Origin of the sequence: Methanosarcina sp. KYL-1, from assembly GCF_024372725.1 — an archaeon.
Classification (GTDB): Archaea; Halobacteriota; Methanosarcinia; order Methanosarcinales; family Methanosarcinaceae; genus Methanosarcina.
Genome location: NZ_VOUA01000001.1, coordinates 362,351 through 380,668, shown reverse-complemented (window position 1 = coordinate 380,668; position 18,318 = coordinate 362,351). Strand labels below are relative to the sequence as shown.

Annotated in this window: 24 protein-coding genes; 19 read left to right on the top strand and 5 right to left on the bottom strand. The window is 45.3% G+C overall.

The window, feature by feature from the left end:
* The first annotated feature begins 148 nt into the window (after nt 1-148).
* The 10 genes from FTO70_RS01840 (at nt 149) to FTO70_RS01795 (ending at nt 8,698) form a co-directional block, all read left to right on the top strand.
* Nucleotides 149-493, top strand: coding sequence for a P-II family nitrogen regulator (locus tag FTO70_RS01840; protein WP_255333987.1), 345 nt, complete (start codon nt 149-151; stop codon nt 491-493).
* Between the two features lie 11 nt (nt 494-504).
* Nucleotides 505-1,698, top strand: coding sequence for an ammonium transporter (locus tag FTO70_RS01835; protein ID WP_255333986.1), 1,194 nt, complete (start codon nt 505-507; stop codon nt 1,696-1,698).
* A gap of 307 nt (nt 1,699-2,005) precedes the next feature.
* Complete coding sequence (locus FTO70_RS01830) at nt 2,006-3,220, top strand: ammonium transporter (protein WP_255333985.1); 1,215 nt, start codon at nt 2,006-2,008, stop codon at nt 3,218-3,220.
* A 546-nt stretch (nt 3,221-3,766) separates the two neighbouring features.
* Entirely contained in the window at nt 3,767-4,984 is a 1,218-nt protein-coding gene (locus tag FTO70_RS01825; RefSeq protein WP_255333984.1) for an ammonium transporter, read from the top strand.
* A gap of 379 nt (nt 4,985-5,363) precedes the next feature.
* A complete protein-coding gene (locus FTO70_RS01820) occupies nt 5,364-6,161 on the top strand; it encodes a (Fe-S)-binding protein (protein ID WP_255333983.1) in 798 nt (265 codons plus the stop codon).
* A gap of 151 nt (nt 6,162-6,312) precedes the next feature.
* A complete protein-coding gene (locus tag FTO70_RS01815) occupies nt 6,313-7,110 on the top strand; it encodes a (Fe-S)-binding protein (RefSeq protein ID WP_255333982.1) in 798 nt (265 codons plus the stop codon).
* Between the two features lie 37 nt (nt 7,111-7,147).
* The gene (locus FTO70_RS01810) at nt 7,148-7,528 is read left to right on the top strand and encodes a DsrE/DsrF/TusD sulfur relay family protein (protein WP_255333981.1); all 381 of its coding nucleotides are present in this window, start codon (nt 7,148-7,150) and stop codon (nt 7,526-7,528) included.
* Nucleotides 7,529-7,562: 34 nt separating this feature from the next.
* A complete protein-coding gene (locus FTO70_RS01805) occupies nt 7,563-7,907 on the top strand; it encodes a DsrE family protein (RefSeq protein ID WP_255333980.1) in 345 nt (114 codons plus the stop codon).
* 30 nt (nt 7,908-7,937) lie between these two features.
* The gene (locus FTO70_RS01800; RefSeq protein ID WP_255333979.1) at nt 7,938-8,300 is read left to right on the top strand and encodes a DsrH/TusB family sulfur relay protein; all 363 of its coding nucleotides are present in this window, start codon (nt 7,938-7,940) and stop codon (nt 8,298-8,300) included.
* A 113-nt stretch (nt 8,301-8,413) separates the two neighbouring features.
* Nucleotides 8,414-8,698, top strand: a complete 285-nt coding sequence (locus FTO70_RS01795; protein WP_255333978.1) for a hypothetical protein — start codon at nt 8,414-8,416, stop codon at nt 8,696-8,698.
* A gap of 183 nt (nt 8,699-8,881) precedes the next feature.
* On the opposite strand, the gene FTO70_RS01790 is transcribed toward FTO70_RS01795, so the two are convergent.
* The 4 genes from FTO70_RS01790 to FTO70_RS01775 form a co-directional block, all read right to left on the bottom strand.
* Entirely contained in the window at nt 8,882-9,781 is a 900-nt protein-coding gene (locus FTO70_RS01790) for a permease (RefSeq protein ID WP_255333977.1), read from the bottom strand.
* Between the two features lie 193 nt (nt 9,782-9,974).
* Entirely contained in the window at nt 9,975-10,364 is a 390-nt protein-coding gene (locus tag FTO70_RS01785) for a metalloregulator ArsR/SmtB family transcription factor (protein ID WP_255333976.1), read from the bottom strand.
* Nucleotides 10,365-10,391: 27 nt separating this feature from the next.
* Complete coding sequence (locus FTO70_RS01780) at nt 10,392-10,553, bottom strand: hypothetical protein (protein ID WP_255333975.1); 162 nt, start codon at nt 10,551-10,553, stop codon at nt 10,392-10,394.
* A 117-nt stretch (nt 10,554-10,670) separates the two neighbouring features.
* Nucleotides 10,671-10,976 carry a hypothetical protein gene (locus FTO70_RS01775; protein WP_255333974.1) on the bottom strand — a complete coding sequence of 102 codons (306 nt, stop codon included), beginning with the start codon at nt 10,974-10,976 and terminating at the stop codon, nt 10,671-10,673.
* 392 nt (nt 10,977-11,368) lie between these two features.
* On the opposite strand from FTO70_RS01775, the gene FTO70_RS01770 reads away from it, so the two are divergent.
* From FTO70_RS01770 to FTO70_RS01755, 4 genes are all read left to right on the top strand, one after another.
* Nucleotides 11,369-12,430 carry a permease gene (locus FTO70_RS01770; RefSeq protein ID WP_255333973.1) on the top strand — a complete coding sequence of 354 codons (1,062 nt, stop codon included), beginning with the start codon at nt 11,369-11,371 and terminating at the stop codon, nt 12,428-12,430.
* A gap of 84 nt (nt 12,431-12,514) precedes the next feature.
* A complete protein-coding gene (locus FTO70_RS01765; RefSeq protein ID WP_255333972.1) occupies nt 12,515-12,748 on the top strand; it encodes a thioredoxin family protein in 234 nt (77 codons plus the stop codon).
* Between the two features lie 79 nt (nt 12,749-12,827).
* Nucleotides 12,828-13,211, top strand: a complete 384-nt coding sequence (locus tag FTO70_RS01760) for a putative zinc-binding protein (protein WP_255333971.1) — start codon at nt 12,828-12,830, stop codon at nt 13,209-13,211.
* 202 nt (nt 13,212-13,413) lie between these two features.
* Nucleotides 13,414-13,674 carry a helix-turn-helix transcriptional regulator gene (locus tag FTO70_RS01755; RefSeq protein ID WP_255333970.1) on the top strand — a complete coding sequence of 87 codons (261 nt, stop codon included), beginning with the start codon at nt 13,414-13,416 and terminating at the stop codon, nt 13,672-13,674.
* 239 nt (nt 13,675-13,913) lie between these two features.
* Here FTO70_RS01755 and FTO70_RS18000 read toward each other — a convergent pair whose 3' ends face one another.
* The gene (locus tag FTO70_RS18000; protein WP_369694313.1) at nt 13,914-13,994 is read right to left on the bottom strand and encodes a hypothetical protein; all 81 of its coding nucleotides are present in this window, start codon (nt 13,992-13,994) and stop codon (nt 13,914-13,916) included.
* Nucleotides 13,995-14,156: 162 nt separating this feature from the next.
* Between FTO70_RS18000 and FTO70_RS01745 the strand changes: the two genes are divergently transcribed.
* The 5 genes from FTO70_RS01745 (at nt 14,157) to arsB (ending at nt 18,281) form a co-directional block, all read left to right on the top strand.
* Complete coding sequence (locus FTO70_RS01745) at nt 14,157-15,128, top strand: permease (protein ID WP_255333968.1); 972 nt, start codon at nt 14,157-14,159, stop codon at nt 15,126-15,128.
* A 204-nt stretch (nt 15,129-15,332) separates the two neighbouring features.
* Nucleotides 15,333-15,563 carry a thioredoxin family protein gene (locus FTO70_RS01740; protein WP_255333967.1) on the top strand — a complete coding sequence of 77 codons (231 nt, stop codon included), beginning with the start codon at nt 15,333-15,335 and terminating at the stop codon, nt 15,561-15,563.
* A 174-nt stretch (nt 15,564-15,737) separates the two neighbouring features.
* Nucleotides 15,738-16,058 carry a hypothetical protein gene (locus FTO70_RS01735; RefSeq protein WP_255333966.1) on the top strand — a complete coding sequence of 107 codons (321 nt, stop codon included), beginning with the start codon at nt 15,738-15,740 and terminating at the stop codon, nt 16,056-16,058.
* Between the two features lie 159 nt (nt 16,059-16,217).
* Nucleotides 16,218-17,228: a universal stress protein gene (locus tag FTO70_RS01730; RefSeq protein WP_255333965.1), complete on the top strand. Its 1,011-nt coding sequence runs from the start codon at nt 16,218-16,220 to the stop codon at nt 17,226-17,228.
* Nucleotides 17,229-18,281 carry an ACR3 family arsenite efflux transporter gene (gene arsB, locus FTO70_RS01725; RefSeq protein WP_255333964.1) on the top strand — a complete coding sequence of 351 codons (1,053 nt, stop codon included), beginning with the start codon at nt 17,229-17,231 and terminating at the stop codon, nt 18,279-18,281.
* Nucleotides 18,282-18,318 lie beyond the last annotated feature (37 nt).

Sequence of the window (18,318 nt, the reverse complement as noted above, 5' to 3'; positions counted from 1 at the left end):
GGAATAAAAGCTCTCGTACGGGGAGAGATTTTGGAAAACAGGAAAAATACTGTGCAAATTTACACAGTAGTTACGTGATTATTTTTCACGGGATACGATAACTTAAAATATTAGAATATAGGATATAGGTAACCTGTTGGTGGTTCCGATGAAGTACATAATAGCAATGATAAGGCCTGAGAGGCTTGATGCAGTCAAACGTGAACTTCAGAAAGTTGAAGTAAACCGATTGACGGTCTCGTCCGCTTTGGGATATGGAGCGCAAAAAGGGCATATGGAAATCTACAGGGCGATGGAAGGAGAAATAACACTTCTTGAGAAAATCAGGCTTGAAATTGCAGTAAACGATGATTTCCTGCAACCAACGATTGAAGCAATAAAGAGGGGAGCAAAGGGCAATGACGACAGTGTAGGAAGCGGCAAGATATTCGTGCTCCCGCTTGAAAATGTTATAAGGATCCGCACGGACGAAAGCGGACCTGCTGCTATTTGAGGTGGATGAGGATGGCAATCGTAGCAGCAGATACCGTATGGGTGTTGATTTCATCTGCCCTTGTATTGTTAATGCTTCCAGGGCTTGCACTGTTTTACGGCGGACTGGTTCAGCGTAAGAATGTCCTGAGCAGCATGATGCATTCATTTGTTGCAATGGGCGTCATGGCTCTCGAATGGGTGGTAATAGGTTACTCACTTGCGTTTGGGACCGGAAACGGGTTCATAGGAGGCCTCAATCACATCTTCCTGCAAGGAATTGATCCCTACTCGGTAACGGGTACAATTCCCACATATGCATTTGTCGCGTTTCAGGGAATGTTTGCAATAATTACGCCTGCCCTGATCTCAGGTGCCATTGTAGGGCGTGTTAAGTTTAAGTCATACATTGCATTCATTGCACTCTGGGGACTTATTGTCTATGCGCCGGTCTGCCACTGGGTCTGGGGCGGCGGGTTCCTTACAGGAGAAGCCCTTGACTTTGCAGGCGGCACTGTAGTCCATGTAACATCAGGCATCTCCTCCCTCGCGATTTTGCTCTTCCTTGGCAAGAGGAGAGGGTACGGAATAGATTCGATAAAGCCGCATAACGTTACCCTTACTCTCCTGGGGACCGGGCTTCTCTGGTTCGGATGGTTCGGGTTCAATGCTGGCTCGTCCCTTGCTGCAAATGAGATCGCAGCCCTTGCATTCATTACAACACTCGTAGCGCCCGCAGCCGCAGGGTTTGTCTGGATGACTATGGAATGGATCCATTTGGGGCGTCCTACTGCCCTCGGGTTTGCAACAGGGATCCTGGCAGGGCTTGTTGCCATAACCCCGGCTGCAGGTTTTGTCACCCCCATGGCAGCAATTCCGATAGGCGCGATTACAAGCTTTATCTGCTACCAGGCCGTAATGCTCAAGGGAAGGTTCGGGTATGATGACTCTCTTGATGCCTTTGGAGTCCACGGGGTAGGCGGAATAACAGGTGCGATTCTGACAGGTATATTTGCAAGCGTGGGGTCTGCAGGGCTCCTGCTCGGAAACCCCGAGCAGCTGCTGCTCCAGGTAGAAGGAGTTGTTATCACGCTTATCTACGCAAGTGTTTGCACCTTCATCATCGGGTTTGTGCTCCACAGGACGATAGGGCTCAAGGTAAGCGAGAGCGAAGAAAATATCGGGCTTGACCGGACACAGCACGGAGAAGCAGCATATAACATTTGAGTACAGGCAAACCCACCACCTGTACCTTTCTGATTTTTGATTCGGTTTCATGGATAGAAAAGAATCAATTTCATGAAACCAAAACAATTTGATACGTTTTCTAGAGTCAATTATCCCAGGCTTTTATTGATCTATTTCTGTCTTTTCGGCATTATTCAGCCTTTTTTGAATCGGTTATAATCTAAGAATTATTTTAATACTATTATTTTTATTTGAAAAAGTCGAAAAAATTAAGTAGAATAGAGTAGGAAGGAGGTAAGAGATTTGAGGCTTCCTAGTTATCATATAAAAAAGATGGGATGAAAAGATGTTAAATACTGGTTCAACAGGCTTTATGCTGCTTGCGACAAGTCTTGTAATGCTTATGACCCCTGGTCTGGCATTCTTTTACGGAGGGCTTGCCTGTAAGAGAAACATTTTAGGGATTATGATGCAGAGTTTTGTTTCTCTCGGGCTGACAACTATATTATGGTTTTTCGTAGGATATTCTCTCTGCTTCAGCGGAGGAGAAGGTGCAATCTTAGGAAACCTGGACAAAATGTTCTTGAATGGGATTGCTCCGACTGATATGTTTGGAGATGCCGGATTTCCCGAACTCGTCTTCGTAGCTTACCAGATGATGTTTGCAATCATTACCCCGGCCCTGATTACGGGAGCATTTGCAAACCGGATTACTTTTAAGGCTTACATAATTTTCCTTGTCGTCTGGCAGCTCTTTGTTTACTATCCTTTTGTGCATATGGTCTGGGGAGGCGGCCTGCTTGCAGAAATGGGAGTTATCGACTTTGCTGGCGGAATCGTGGTTCATGCGACAGCCGGATTTGCTGCCCTTGCCTCAGTATTTTTCGTAGGCTCAAGGAAGTATAAAGATTCAAAGCCAAACAATATCCCCTTAATGGCTGTCGGAACTGCACTTCTCTGGTTTGGCTGGTACGGATTTAACGCTGGCAGTGAACTCAATGTGGACGGGATTACAGCACTCGCATTCCTGAACAGCGACATTGCAGCATCTTTTGCGGCCATTACCTGGATGATAATAGAGTGGTTCAGGGAAACAAAGCCAAAATTCGTGGGGCTTATGACAGGAGCTGTTGCAGGGCTTGCAACAATTACTCCTGCAGCAGGCCTTGTCTCTTTGCATGTGGCTGCATTAATGGGCATCATCGGAGCTATTACCTGCTACTTTGCAGTACATATTAAAAACAGGATGAAATGGGATGATGCCCTGGACGTATGGGGCGTTCACGGAATAGGAGGAGTGACAGGGACAATTCTCCTTGGAGTCTTTGCTTCAACTGCCATAAATCCGGTAGGAGCTGACGGACTGCTTTACGGCGGCACTGCATTCTTTATCAAAGAACTCGCAGTTGTTGCAGGGGCTTCAATCTATGCATTTATATTTACCTACATTATGCTGATGCTCATAAATGTAATAACTCCGGTCAAAGTTTCGGATGAAGAAGAGCTGGCAGGACTGGATATCTCCATGCATGGGGAATGTGCCTACGATGCGATTCACTGATAAAATCCCCTTAAAATCTGTATAAAAATGGATATCTGTATTTACAGTAAAAGGGCTTACAAAACATGGTTCTCTAAAAAAAATTCCCTTTAAGAAGTTCCTTTATCAGCAGGTTTGTTTGAATAAGAACCTATCCGAAAAGTCAATAATGGCATGTTGTAGAAGTTACAATTGGTCATAATATCGAGTATCAGTTAAGTTGTGCGTATTGCCAACTGTAAAAGTTACAGTATGTAACAACACTTTTCGGAGAGGTTCAAGTGAAAGGAATCAGGGTAAACCCTGGCTCTTATATTTTTCAATTTTAAAAGCCTTCAGAAGCCAATACGTTTTTTTACTACTAGTTGTTTCGAGTATTTTTTTCGGCCCCTTTTCCGCCTTTTCTGCACTGATACAGCCTTATTTCTCAACCATTTTTACCAGAAAATCTATTTTGAGATTAGATTTTGCATCAAAAGGCTGGAAAGAGCTAAATAGAAATAACTAGGAAAGAGGAGGCGTGTATGAGGCTTCCTAGTTATCATATAAAAAAGATGGGATGAAAAAATGTTAAATACTGGTTCAACAGGTTTTATGCTGCTTGCAACAAGCCTTGTAATGCTTATGACCCCCGGTCTGGCATTCTTTTATGGAGGGCTCGCTTGTAAGCGAAATATTTTAGGAATTATGATGCAGAGTTTTGTTTCTCTGGGAATAACAACTATTTTATGGTTTGTTGTCGGGTATTCTCTGTGCTTCAGCGGGGGAGAAGGCGCAATTATAGGAAACCTGGACAAGATGTTCTTGCATGGGATTACTCCGATTACTCCATTTAAAAACGGAGGATTTCCGGAACTTGTTTTCGTGGCTTACCAGATGATGTTTGCAATAATTACTCCGGCCCTGATTACAGGAGCATTCGCAAACCGGGTTACTTTTAAGGCTTATCTTATTTTCCTGGTTGTCTGGCAGCTCTTTGTTTACTACCCTTTTGCCCATATGGTATGGGGAGGCGGCCTGCTTGCAGAAATTGGAGTCCTTGACTTTGCAGGCGGAATAGTTGTTCACGCTACAGCAGGAGCTGCAGCCCTTGCCTCAGTCTTTTTCGTGGGCTCAAGAAAGTATAAGGAATCAAAACCAAACAGCATACCCTTAATGGCTATAGGAACTGCACTTCTATGGTTTGGCTGGTATGGTTTTAACGCTGGCAGTGAACTCAATGTTGACGGAATTACCGCACTTGCGTTCCTGAACAGCGATATCGCAGCTTCTTTTGCAGCAATCACCTGGCTGATAATAGAATGGTACAGAGAAAGAAAGCCAAAATTTGTAGGATTCATGACAGGAGCAGTTGCAGGTCTTGCAACAATTACTCCTGCAGCAGGCCTTGTTAGTATGCCTGTAGCTGCATTAATGGGTATTATCGGAGCTATTGTCTGCTACCTTGCGGTCCATATCAAAAACAGGATGGAATGGGATGATGCCCTTGATGTCTGGGGTGTCCACGGAATTGGTGGTGTGACCGGGACAATTCTCCTTGGAGTTTTTGCTTCAACTGTTATAAACCCGGCTGGAGCAGACGGGCTGCTTTACGGTGGCACTACATTCTTTATCAAAGAAACGGTGGTTGTTGCGATCACTTCAATCTATGCGTTTGTGTTCACATACATTATGCTGATTTTGATAGATGTAATAACCCCTGTCAAGGTTTCGGACGAAGAAGAACTTGCAGGTCTGGATCTTTCAATTCATGGCGAATGTGCCTATGATACGGGAGTTTTCTGAAAAAATCCTTTATTAGCAGGTTTATTTTATTAAGCAAAAGATTTGATTAAGCGAAAGGGGTTCAGGGTACATCCCCAACCCCTCTTTTTATTCAACTCCGGCTCTCCTCTGGTTTAACTGCACCGCTGCCTTAAACAGCCGCTGGTTTGTCTTATCACCACAGAAATCGGCAACTCAGAGATTTTCGTATCAAGCTTTTTTGATATTGGGCTTCCGGGTTTTTAAGAAGTGAATTCCATAATTAATTATAGAATAATAAGAAGATTCCATAATTGATTAGAAGAATTTGACTTTGTTTTTGAGATTGATGATGCCTGATAGCAATGAGCATCGAGAAAAATATGGGACTAAATTTTCAGAACTCTGGTGGGTGTTAAAGATGCCGGGAAATCCGAATGAAATAAAGCTGGTTAACAATGCAATGGCCAACGTCACTAGAAGGAAGATAATGAACTTCCTGGCGGACGGCGAGAGAAGTACAGAGGAAATAGGAGGAGAGGTCGGGAAGACAATGCTCGACTACCACCTAAACTTATTGCAGCAGGCAAGCCTGATCGAAGTAAAAGAGGGAACTGCAAGTCTTACCGAATACGGAAGGAACTTCCTTGAGGGCAAACCTGAAAAAGGGGAGGAGAAAGGTGCAGACCTCTCACAGGCAAAACCCGTGGAGATTGCCGAAGTTAAGCAGCTTCTGCCCTGCATAGCGGATTCAACGAAGTTCAGGACAATTGCAAACATGGCCCCGCCCCTGGGGGGAGCCCTAAAGACCCTGGAACCCCTTTTCCCCCGAGGCAGGTATTCGGATAGAATAGGCGCTCTGATAATTCAAAATGGGGAAGTTATTACAACCATCTACGGCTCTGGAAAAGTCACCATGACCATGATCAAAAACGAAGCAGAGGCAAAAGAGATGCTTGAGAGCCTGAGGGGCACGATAAACGAGGCAATAGCAAAAGGTGTTGCTCCGGCTCCGAGGGAAAAGGTCAGGGTCGAACCAATGGAGATCTATAAGTATCTGCCAAAAACCGACTGCAAAGAATGCGGGGAACAGAGCTGTTACACCTTTGCAATAAAGCTCATGGCCGGGGAAGTCACCCTGGACAAGTGCACACCCCTCAAAACCCCGGAATATGCGGTAAACCAGGAACACCTGCAGGTCCTGTCTGCATATATCTGATCCGGTTTTATGAAAAAGGGCAGACATCTTCCTTGTTTATTGGCAGGAGTTTTTCATAGGGCTTTCGGAGAAAAGAAAGGCTTTCTTGAGACCGATGAAGCATAAAGGAGTTGCAGAATCGGGCTTCAATAGTTCCCAGTAGGTGGTAAAGATGCCGGAAAATCCGAATGAGACAAAACTCGTGAACTTTGCTATGGCCAACGGTACCCGAAGGAAGATAATTAACCTCCTGGCAAATGGAGATATAAGTACCTGGGAACTGGGAAAGATAATCGGGACAACGACTCTTGACTTTCATCTCAAGATTTTACAACAGGCGGGTCTGATTGAGTTGGAAGAAGGGACTGTGAAGCTGAGTGAATATGGCAGGAAGTTTCTGAAGAATAAAACAGGAAAGAGTGAGGAGAAAACTGCAGACTTTTCCCAGGCAAAGCCAGTGGAGATTGCAGCGATCAGGCAGCTTTCGCCCTGCATAGCAGATCTCTCAAGACTCAGGGTGAGTGCAAATATGCTTCCACCTCCTGGTGGAATCCTGAAACTCCTTGAGCCCCTCTTTCCCAGAAGTAATTATTCGGATAGAAAAGATAGCCTGATAATTCAAAAAGGAGAAATTATCACAACTATTTACGGTAGTGGAAAAGTCTCCATCAGGATGATTAAAAATGAGGATGAAGCTAAAGAAGTACTTGAAAGCCTGAAGAGCATTATCAATGAAGCTATTGCAAAAGGTGTAGCTCCAGCTCCCAGGGAAAAGGTAAGGGTAGATCTCATGGAGGTCTACAAATACCTGCCCCGGACAAACTGCGGCAAGTGCGGCGAACAGGGCTGCTACAGCTTTGCCATAAAGCTAATGGCAAGACAGGTCACTCTGGACAGGTGTACACTCCTTAAAGAACCACAGTATGCAAATAATCAGGAACATCTGCAGATTTTGACCTCTTACATTTGAACCCTCTTACTTAAAACACAATTTATTGGAGGAAATTTTGAAGACACTTACTATAGTGCTCACTGATGGCCCTTATATTTCCGAATACGCAGAGATCGCCTGCAAACTCGCCGATGAAGCACTTAAACGATATCAAGTAAACATATTCCTGTACCTTGATGCAGTGCATATCCCCAAAAAAGGCCAGAATCCGTCCTTTTTTATCAACGCAGGCGAACTTTTCACCGCACTTGCAGAGAGAGGGGCTGTAATCAGAGCCTGTGCACGGTGTGCTGCTGCGAGAGGTTACATAGCAGAAGAGGAAACTGCGAGCAGAAGTAACTGCAGAGACTACATACCTGGAATAAAAATTTCCAGCCTCTATGAACTTTCAGAAATGCTAAGTAAGAGCGATAGAGTAATCTCACTGTCAAGATGAGGCTGAAAGAATAGGGTTTTTATGAGGTTGTCCGATGAAATCAGTTTTCTATTTGCTGGACACTGCCCCCTACGGCAGCGAAAAAGCCTTCGGAGCATTGAATGCGGCTGCAGTAAGCCTTAACAGGATGCATGTGACCCTCGGCCTTTACGGAGATGGGGTTTATCTTGTAGCTGCCGGACAGGACAGCAGAAAGCTTGGAGTACCAAACCTTTCGGATATTCTCTACTCATATGACGAATTAAAGGTTCTGGCTCACGAACCCTCCCTTGTGGAAAGAGGCCTTTTCGGAGAGACCCTGATAGAAACTGTGGAACTGGTCGATGAAGAGGACTTGCTGGAAGCAATGGAAAACTCTGATTGTGTAATCCTGCTCTGAGGTGGCGAATTAAAAATGAAACCAGAAAAAATGAAATTGGAAGCACCGGATACAGAAGATCAGGACGTGTTCCTGCTGACAAAGCCGCCCTTCAGCCCCAGGTCGGACCTCTGCCTCAAACTGGCTGCTCGCTCCGGAAACGCCAGGCTGTACCTGGCAGGAGACGGCGTCTATCACCTGCTTACCGGCACAGCAAACCTACCCGGAGGCCAAGTATACGCCTGCAAAGAAGATATGGAAGCAAGAGGTATAATGGCCGGAATTACCGGAATGGGCGGGGAAAAAATGGGTGGGGAAAAAATGACAGGAGAAAAGGCAACAGTCCCGGAGAACTTTTATGCTGCCCTGACAGAGGACCTGATGGAACACTGCAGGCAAGCGTATACATTTTAAATGTTGCATACATTTTAAATAGTTGACACTGCAAATTTTAAGTTGGATTTTGTTTTCAATTCTTTAGTGCTTTTAAATTTTTCAAAAAGGGTTGCCGAACAGGATCGTTCCGCATGACCGAAAATCTCCCGAATGAAATAATTAAAGCCCTGGAGTGTGTGTGCACTCTGCATGAACAGGCAGTCTGCAACCACGAAAAATGCCGGGAATTCAGTGAACAGCTATCCGACCTCCTGGTCAGGCTCGAAGACCTTGGTTATTTCCGGACAGCTGACCGGGTGATGAGCGTGCTCATGAACTGCAGCCCGAAAGAGGCTTCACACTGTGAAAAGGCAACGCTTGTCGGGGAGATGATGAAAGAGCTTGCAAAAGAGGCGCAAAAGGCAGCAAGAAAGTGAAAAATTACCTTCTTTGTAGAAGAAGGGAAGAGGATATAGCAAACATATCAGAAACCTTCACTCTTCACCCGCAGGCATTAACTGATGAGATAAAAGACTGGATCTCCCGGACATTTTTGGGAAATGATGCAAGATTTTTGATCTATCTGCATGGCATCATTCCTGATTTTTCTTTGATTACTTTCACAAAGTCAATAGATTGGCCAGACATCCAGCAGCCACAGCTATGGAGAAGACCGTCACCACGAAGGCTGCCAGCAGCCTCTTCTTGAATATGGCTGAAAGAAGGGTCAGCTCGGGTATGCTGGCTCCTGCACCTCCGATAATCAATGCCAGGACGGCTCCCACGCTCATTCCCTTTTCAGTGAGTGCCAATCCGATCGGGACCATGGTCTCCGCCCGGATATAGATAGGAATGCCAATAATTGCAGCCACTGGAACTGCCAGAGGATTGCTCGGGCCTGCGAGAAGGGTAATAATCTCCGTGGGCACGAATCCGTGAATGAATGCCCCAATTCCCGCTCCAAGGAGGAGATAAGGCACGAGCTGACGGAACAGGCTGAATGCGAATCCTGCAGACCGCTGTATCCTCGATTTCGCGTCCGTTGCCTGCTGACAGTCACAGCCTTTTCGTACAACGGCCACTGACTTAACCTGACTTGAGAAGCCGAACCCATCAAGCAAGAGGCCGATAACAATTGTAGCCACGAAGGTGACGGCAAAATAGAGGGTGGCTATCTTCCAGCCCAGTAGAATGATAAACAGGGATATTATTACCGGGTTTAGCAAGGGTGATGAGAACAGAAATGCCATTGCTGCAGCGAAGGGCACCCCGGCCCTGAGCATCCCCAGGAGAAGCGGTATGGTTGAACAGGAGCAGAAAGGAGTGAGTGCACCAAATCCTGCCCCAAGGACACTGCCTACAACTTTATTCCGTCCTCCCATAGCCTTTTTTATGGTTTCGTCCGGCAAATACTCCTGAATAAGTCCCACGAGAAAGGTTATCCCTATGAATAAAACAATAAGCTCTAAGGCGATTTCAATGAAGAAATTAGCCGCCACAGTTAAATTATTCCAAAACATTTTGATCTTCCTTCAAAGTTTACTTTTTCTTCAAATCATCGAAAGCTACAGCTATTGGAAACCTGAAATTACCAGAGCTATTTTCTCTGGGACCCAACTTTTTTGAAGATAAAACTTCTTTTTGAAGGGGTCAACTTCGCTTCCTGATTATATTTTTTAGCAGAAGGCTTATCAGGACATTTACTCAGGGCGTTTACTCATTTATAAGCAACTTTGCCTGGTTAAGTAGTTCGATAACTGCACCATCCGAGAGGCGGAAATAAGACCACTTCCCTTCTTTTCTTTCTTTGATAACACCAGCATTTTTCAATACTGAAAGGTGGTGAGAAACAGTCGATTGGGAATTGCCAAGGGCAACCGTCAGTTCGCAGGCACAGAGTTCCCCTTCCTTCAATAACTTTACAATCTTAAGACGATTGATGTCTGCGAGTGCCTTAAAAATTTTGACTTCCGAAGAAAAAGCTTCCTCATCCAGCCTGTCTACCAGAGAACTGAGCTTTTGCGCCCTTGCCTCAAACTGGTCCCCATCAATAAAAAAACGCCTCAATCTTTCGGTTTCCACTTCACAACGTTCTCTATTCACACCTGGCCTCCTTTAAGTTTCCTGGTCTTACCTGCCGCAGCCGCAGCCACCTTCTAAGGGAAGAAGCTTTTTTTTACTATGTTCCCCTGACCAGCACTCTACGCAGAGCTTTATGCTTCCTAGCTCTTTGTGGTTAGCCCTTAGCAAAGAGTATTCTTCTTTTCCGCAGATTGCGCATTCAAAGCTCATTTTCCGAAACCTCTAGACAAAATCCATTTTCAGTATATGGAACAAATCCATATTCAGTATATGGAACAAATCCGCATCCACAAAATGAAAAATAGCATCTACAAATATCGATATGATTTAAGCTATTTTATCCTGGTAGTATTTTTTATATTCTTTTAGAACTGCAGCTTTGAAGTTTTTCATTTCTGCTTCAGGAATCTCATTTATTTTCAAGAGGTTCTGCATAAGTTCTTCATTGTCCACGTCCTCCGGGGCTTTGCCTGCAGCACAATAGCTCTCAAATTCCTCTTCCAACCCAGCAATTTCCATATCCTTGCCGCCAATTCGGACCTTTCTGACACTTACAATAGAAGGACCACAGCAACAGCAACTTTTGCCGCTTCCAACCAGTTTACCAAGCAAATTTTTTCCAAGTTTGCCCATTTAATCACACCTACTTTTGAATCATATCAAGATTTATTGATATTTAGATTTGTAGATATGATATAAAAAGATTGCTAATTCAGAAAATAGTGTCTTCAAAAATAACAGAAAAAACGACAGTCCTTTGAAATATCCGGAATAAACGAATGCTTTCAAAGCTTTCAGTCCAATCAATTACTCAATTAACGACCTAAGATTGAGCCCAAAGAATTTAACTATCTCTAACACAACTACCTCTGTATATTCCTTGAATACTAACAGAAAACAGGGGGTTATTTCAAAATAATTTGAAATGGGAAATTTTATATAGTTTATTTCAAATATATTTGAAATAACAGTATAGGATTTAAAAAAATGATAATGGACAACCAACAGATCAGGATCTGAAAAAAATGACGTTGGATTACCTTATATATCTATTAGGGATCGGTTTACAGTCCGTTCAGGAATACCTGGCCCTGCACGTGCTGATGTGCCTTGTGCCCGCCTTTTTCCTGGCAGGTGCTATTGCCTCTCTCTTTTCCAAGGAATCGGTGCTGAAGTTCTTCGGAGCGGACGCCCCAAAGTACGTCTCTTACACGGTAGCTGCTGTTTCCGGCTGCCTGCTTGCGGTCTGCAGCTGTACCGTCCTTCCCCTTTTTGCAGGGATTTATAAGAGGGGAGCAGGCATAGGTCCTGCAAGCACCTTCCTCTTCTCGGCGCCGGCCATCAACATCCTTGCGATTGTCTATACCGCAAAGATCCTGGGATACGACCTGGGAGCAGCACGGGCATTTACCGCCATCCTGATGTCCATACTCATAGGACTTATCATGGCGCTTGTCTTCGAGAGGAATAACGGGGACCGTAAATCCATCAAGACCTTTGGCGGGGACGAACACAAGCACAGCGCCCAGATCTTCATACTGCTGCTCGCAATTCTTGTCTCTCCCGAGCTTGTCTCTTTCTCGGTAAAGGTCCTGGGATGGGTCCCGCTGATTCTCTTAATCTGGATCCCCCTGATCGCGATTACGGTTTACTTCTCTTTAAAGTGGTTCAGCCCTGAAGAGAGGGCAAGCTGGATGGGAGAAACCTGGTTCCTGATAAAGCAGATCACTCCCCTGCTTCTGATAGGAGTGTTCTTTGCAGGGATAGGCGTTGAAGTCCTGCCAGAGGAATTTGTTGCATCGCTGGTTGGGGGAAACTCCCTCAGTTCGAACCTTATCGCCTCAGTCTCAGCAGCCCTGATGTACTTTTCAACCCTGACCGAAGTCCCGATCATCAAGGCCCTGACCCTGCTCGGTATGGGCGAAGGTCCTGCCCTGGCAATGCTTCTTGCAGGCCCGGCTCTCAGCCTCCCTAACATGATCGTGATTAACAGGATTATGAAGCCGAAGCGTGCAATACTTTACATCTCCCTTGTAGTACTGATTGCAACCGTGTCGGGTTTAATCTACGGAAGCCTGCTGGCATGACAAATGCGGAAAATATGAAGATGCGGAAAATATTTCAAATTTGGTTGAAATACTTAATAAAAAATAAGGATCACAGGTGAAAACATGAAAATCGAAGTACTCGGTACAGGCTGTGCAAAGTGCAAGAAACTTAAAGAACTTGCAGAAAAGGCAGTAAAGGAAACAGGTGTAGACGCAGAGGTTGTTAAGGTAGAGGATTTTGACGATATCCTTAATTACGGAGTCATGGTTACCCCGGGTCTCGTGATTGACGGGGATGTCAAAGTCGCAGGCAAGGTCCCGAGCCTTGAAGAGATCAAGAAGTGGATTACCGAATAAGAAAGATATAACTGATGAACAAACCATACGGATTAGAACTTTATAATTAAGGTTAAAACGAAAAAAAGGTGACACACTTATGGTTGAAGAAACAAAATGCTCCTGTGGCTCGGCAAACGTGGCAATTTTTCCCTGCGTCGGAGCCGCAAATGTAGGCCAGCTTTCAAACAAAATCGCAATTGAACTCGAAAAGCAGGGGATCGGGAACCTGATGTGCACCGCAGGAATCGGAGCCCGGGCCCCCGGACTCATGAAGTCCGCCGAAGCTTCCGACCGGATCCTGACCATCGACGGCTGCCCCGTAAACTGCGCAACAAAGACCATGGAACTGGCTGGCTTCAAGGTTGACCGCCAGATCGTGATTTCCGAACTCGGGGTTAAGAAAACAAAGGACAGGAACCCTTCGGACGAGGAAGTCGCAGAGGTTCTCGAAAAAGTGATGGAGATCCTGCAGTCCGAGTGATCTCTCCCTTTTTTTCTTTTTAATTCGATGATCAACATTTTTAAATCATAGTTCAGATTTTTCGTTTTTGTCTTATCCTGGTCTTGTTTTTGTTCTGTTTTTCCCTTTTTGTCTTGTTTTTACCACCTTTTTTAAATTAATCAGAATTTCAACAATCAAAGCTCAGAAAACTATATATCCAAACATATCACCATTCATTGATATGAGCGATGAAGATAATGTACAGCTCTTCAAAGCCTTAAGTGAAGAAACGCGGTACAAAATAATTAAGGTCCTGCTGGAAGGAGAGCGATGCGCCTGCGAGATCCCTGACCTCATAGGCAAGACCCAGTCCAACACCTCGATGCACCTGGCAAAGCTGCAGGACTGGGGCATTATCAAGGTGAGAAAGGACGGGAAGATGAGGCTTTATTCCATAGACAACGAAAAGGTCCAAAAGATCTTGAAAATAGTAGAAGAATAAGTCCTTTTTTCCGGCTGCGCTTCGGATACACTTTTGACGCTCTTTCTATTCTGGGAACTTCCCAATCAAATTCATCACGAACAGACATTGGCAATAAATAGCAGGTCCGGAAAAATTGAGACATTATTAAAAGCGGCAGCAATCACAGCCGCCCCCGCATGAGGGGAGGAGGTTCTGATTACCGTATTCAATCCCCCAGCATTCAAAGCAGAGTTTTACCATTCCAAGTTCCTTATGCTTTACCTTGAGCAGTGAATTTTCTTCCTTTTTGCAGATAGCGCATTTTGCCATGGACATGCTCCTGAATTTTCCCTGAGTATTACAGGAAGGTTTTGTTAAGAGTTTGATATTTCGTTTCCTATAAAAGGGTTTTATTCGATGCGAAAGTTATATATCAAATTACAATTATATCAATATATATTGATATAACAAAATAATGGTACATGACATAAACAGAACGATAAGAAAAGAAGGAACCCGAAATGGTTGACATATTCTATCCTCTGCAATGGATTGCAGACAAACTGACCTATGAGGTCTTCGGGATTGCCCCCGAGACGCACCTTGCAGCCAGTATCAACTTCATCATTTACGACGTAATGAAGATCTTCGTCCTGCTTTCCGTGATGATCTTCGCAATCTCCTACATCAGGACTTATATTACCCCCGAAAAAACCAGAAGGATACTCGGAGGAAAGAAAGGGCTCCGCTACCACCTGGTGGCGTCCCTGATAGGCACGGTTTCTCCTTTCTGTTCTTGCTCCTCGGTACCCCTTTTCATAGGGTTCGTGGAAGCGGGGGTCCCTCTCGGAGTTACCTTTTCTTTCCTGATCACCTCCCCCCTGGTAAACGAAGCGGCTGTGGCCGTGCTCTGGGCAACCCTCGGCTTTAAGGCAACAGCAATCTACGTGGTATCCGGCATTGTGCTGGGTGTTTTCGGAGGCTACCTGATAGGGGTCCTGAAACTGGAAAGATACGTGGAGGACTTTGTCTACAAAATCAAAGTGGGGCAGTCGACGGCTGAACATGAGAACCTGACCGCAAAAGAAAGGGCAGGCATCGCCTTTGAAGGCGTAAAAGACATCGTTGGAAGGATCTGGATCTACGTGATTATCGGAGTCAGCATAGGAGGCATCTTCCACGGATATGCCCCGGAAGGCATCCTTGAAAAATACGCAGGCAAGGACAACCTGCTTGCAGTGCCTATCGCTGTCATCCTGGGAGTGCCCCTGTATTCGAACGTCATGGGCATGATCCCTATTGTGGAAAGCCTGATCGGAAAAGGGCTCCCCATCGGGACTTCCCTGGCCTTCCTGATGTCAGTTACAGCCGTTTCCCTGCCCGAGATGATAATCCTCAAAAAGGTTCTGAAAAACGAACTTATTGCAATATTTGTATCGATTGTGGCAGTCTCGGTTATCTTTACAGGCTACCTGTTCAACATACTGCTGTGAACTACCTGAATATTTGAAAATTGAGTGATTGAAGAGCGATTGGAAATCAAAACCTAAAATCAAAACCTAAAATCAAAACCTAAAATCAAAACCTAAAATCAAAACCAAAAATCAAAACCTAAAATCAAAACCTAAAATCAAAACCAAAAATCAAAACCTAAAATCAAAACCTAAAATCAAAAGATGAAAAAATGGTGAAAAAACATGAAAATCGAAATCCTTGGAACCGGATGCCCCAAATGCAAGAAGACAAAAGAAGCCGTTGAAAAAGTCCTTAAAGAAAACGGTGTGGAAGCCGAAGTCGTAAAAGTAGAGGACTTTGAAACAATCCTGAACTATGGCGTGATGGTTACTCCTGCAGTCGTGATTGACGGAGAAGTAAAGCTTGCAGGAAAGGTCCCGGATGAAAAAGAAGTCCTGAAATGGATTGCCTGAGTTTTTAAACCCGACAAAACACGGAAAAAAAGCAGAAAAAACCAGAAAAACTGACAAAATCCCGATTGATTTCTTTTCAAACATCTAAGCTCAGAGAAAGAATTGATTAAGCACTTTTTCCATACTTATGGGAAAGGAATGAAAGAGGGGAAAATAAAATCATGAGGTGGTCCTATGTCTGAAATTACTGTCAACTCCACAATATGCGACTTTACTCACAAACTCCGCGGAAGCATGAAAGGCGGAAAAATCATAGTTGATATAGAAACTCCCTGTGAAAAGATAAAGGAAATCTCTCACCTGGAAATTCCCATGATGGAAATTCTGGACATCAAAGACAACTATGTGATGGACAGAGCGAAAGAGGCAAAAATCTGCTCAAACTGCCTGGTGCCCTGCGGGGTACTTAACCTCTGCAAGCTGGAAAGCGGCTTCCTGGCAAAGTCCCTGGCGAAAAAGGCGGGCAGCCTCTGCATCGAATTTGATGAGGTCTGAAAAGGGTTACCAAAACAGTATAAAATGATATAGAAACCGGGCCAATATCGCAAAAAGAAAGCAAGAAAAGAGGCTGCAGGAATCAACCTGTAAGCCTGCCTGAGAACTCAGAATTCTGTGGAGGGGAAGCTGAGTTTGTAAAGAGTTGGGGGGTATTAATTGATAAACACAGTACTTGTTCCGACGGATTTTACTATCGAAACTGAAGATTTGCTCGGCTGCATAGGGGAACTGCAGCATGTCGGGCTGAAGAAAGTTATACTGCTTCACGTTGTGGACATCCTGAAAGCCCACGGGCTCACCCCAATGTTTGAGCGAAACGCAAAAGAAAAGATTGGGGAGTACGCAGACTTTGTCCGGGAAATGGAACTGGAAGCCGAAACCCTGGTAGTGGTTGGGGACGTCAAAAGGACTATTGCGGAGGTTGCCGAAAGGGAGGACGTTGACCTTATCGTGATGGGGACGACGACCCCCGGAATAATCAGGGGGAAACTGCTCGGAAGGACCACGGAATATATCGTCCGGAAATCAAAAAAGATGGTCCTTGTAGAAAAGTACGATGCCTTGAAAGAAGGAAAAGAAACCTATGCAAAAACGTGCACTGCAACCTTTTCCAGGATACTTGTGCCCATGGACTGTTCACTTGAAGCCATGCGGGCCATAAGAGTGCTTTCCTCTTTTGCAGGGATGACCCGGGAAGTCTTACTCGTGCACGTCATAGAGAACATAAAAGACCTGGACTTCCTGGAAGAGCAAAGGGAAGAAGTGCTTCAGATGCTTCGAAAGATCGGAGATGAGCTAAAGGGTTTTGATGTGAGCCACAGGGTAATTGAAGGTATCCCGTCGGATGAAATAGCCAGGCTCGCCCTAAAAGAAGAAGTCACCCTGATAATGCTGACCTCCCGTGGAAAAGGGATTATTGAGGAACTCCTGCTTGGAAGCACTGCAGAAAACGTACTAAGGAAGACCATAAAACCAGTCCTGTTGATCCCTTCAGGAAAGGGAATGGGAGGAGAGGAAAAAGGGGAGGAAAAAGAAGAAGGAGCAGGAAGGGAAGAAAAAGAAGAAGGGGCAGGAAGGGAAGAAAAAGAAGAAGGGGCAGGAAGGGGAGAAAAAGAAGAAGGGGCAGGAAGGGGAGAAAAAAATGAAGGAAAGGAAGGGGGCGCGTAAATGCCGGAAGAACAGGAAGAAAGGGAGCTTGATTTTTTCAGCAAATACCTCTCAGTCTGGGTCGCAATCTGTATCGTCCTGGGAACCGCCATAGGCTATGCTTTTCCCGGCTTTGCGGATGCCCTTGGGGAAATCGAGGTTGCAAATGTTTCCATACCTGTGGCGCTTGTGCTCCTTGTCATGATGTACCCTGTCATGTTGAAAATCAACTTTGAGGAACTCCTGAGCGTGAAAGCAAACCTCAAGCCCCTTCTCCTCACGCTAGCTGTAAACTGGGTAATCAAGCCCTTCACGATGGCCTTTGTTGCGTGGCTTTTCATGCGTGTGCTCTTTTCAAACCTGGTCCCTGTCGACCTCCAGGCCCAGTACATCGCAGGCATGATCCTGCTCGGGCTTGCCCCCTGCACGGCAATGGTGCTGGTCTGGACCTATCTTGCCAGGGCAAACATCAACTATGCCCTGATCCAGGTCTCCGTAAACGACCTCATTATCCTGGTCCTCTTTGCCCCTCTCGGTAAGTTCCTCCTCGGGGTCACCACGGACTTTCCTGTGCCCCTCATGACCATCTTTGTTTCGGTCCTCTTTTATGTGGCAATTCCCCTCGGGCTTGCAGTGCTTACAAGGCAGGTCGTGATCAGGAAAAAAGGCATCTCCTGGTTTGAAAACCGCCTGATAAGGAAGACACAGTGGGTGACTCCGGCTGGGCTTTTAATCACTCTCGTCCTGATCTTTGTCTTCCAGGGGGAAAACATCATAAACTACCCCCTGCACATCCTCCTGATTGCAATTCCTCTGGTGCTTCAGACCTACCTTATCTTCGGAATCGGGTATGCAGGGGCAAAAGCCCTGAAAATCCCTTACAGGGAAGCTGCCCCTTCCACCTTCATCGGCGCCAGCAACTTTTTTGAGCTGGCAGTGGCAGTGGCCCTTATCCTTTTCGGGATGGAGTCCGGAGCTGCCCTTGCTACGGTTGTGGGGGTGCTTGTGGAAGTGCCGGTGATGCTCTCCCTTGTGAAAATTATGGACAAAAATAGGGAGAAATTCAGGTTTTAAGGAAAAGGGAAAACAAGAACAAAAAAGGGAATGAGAG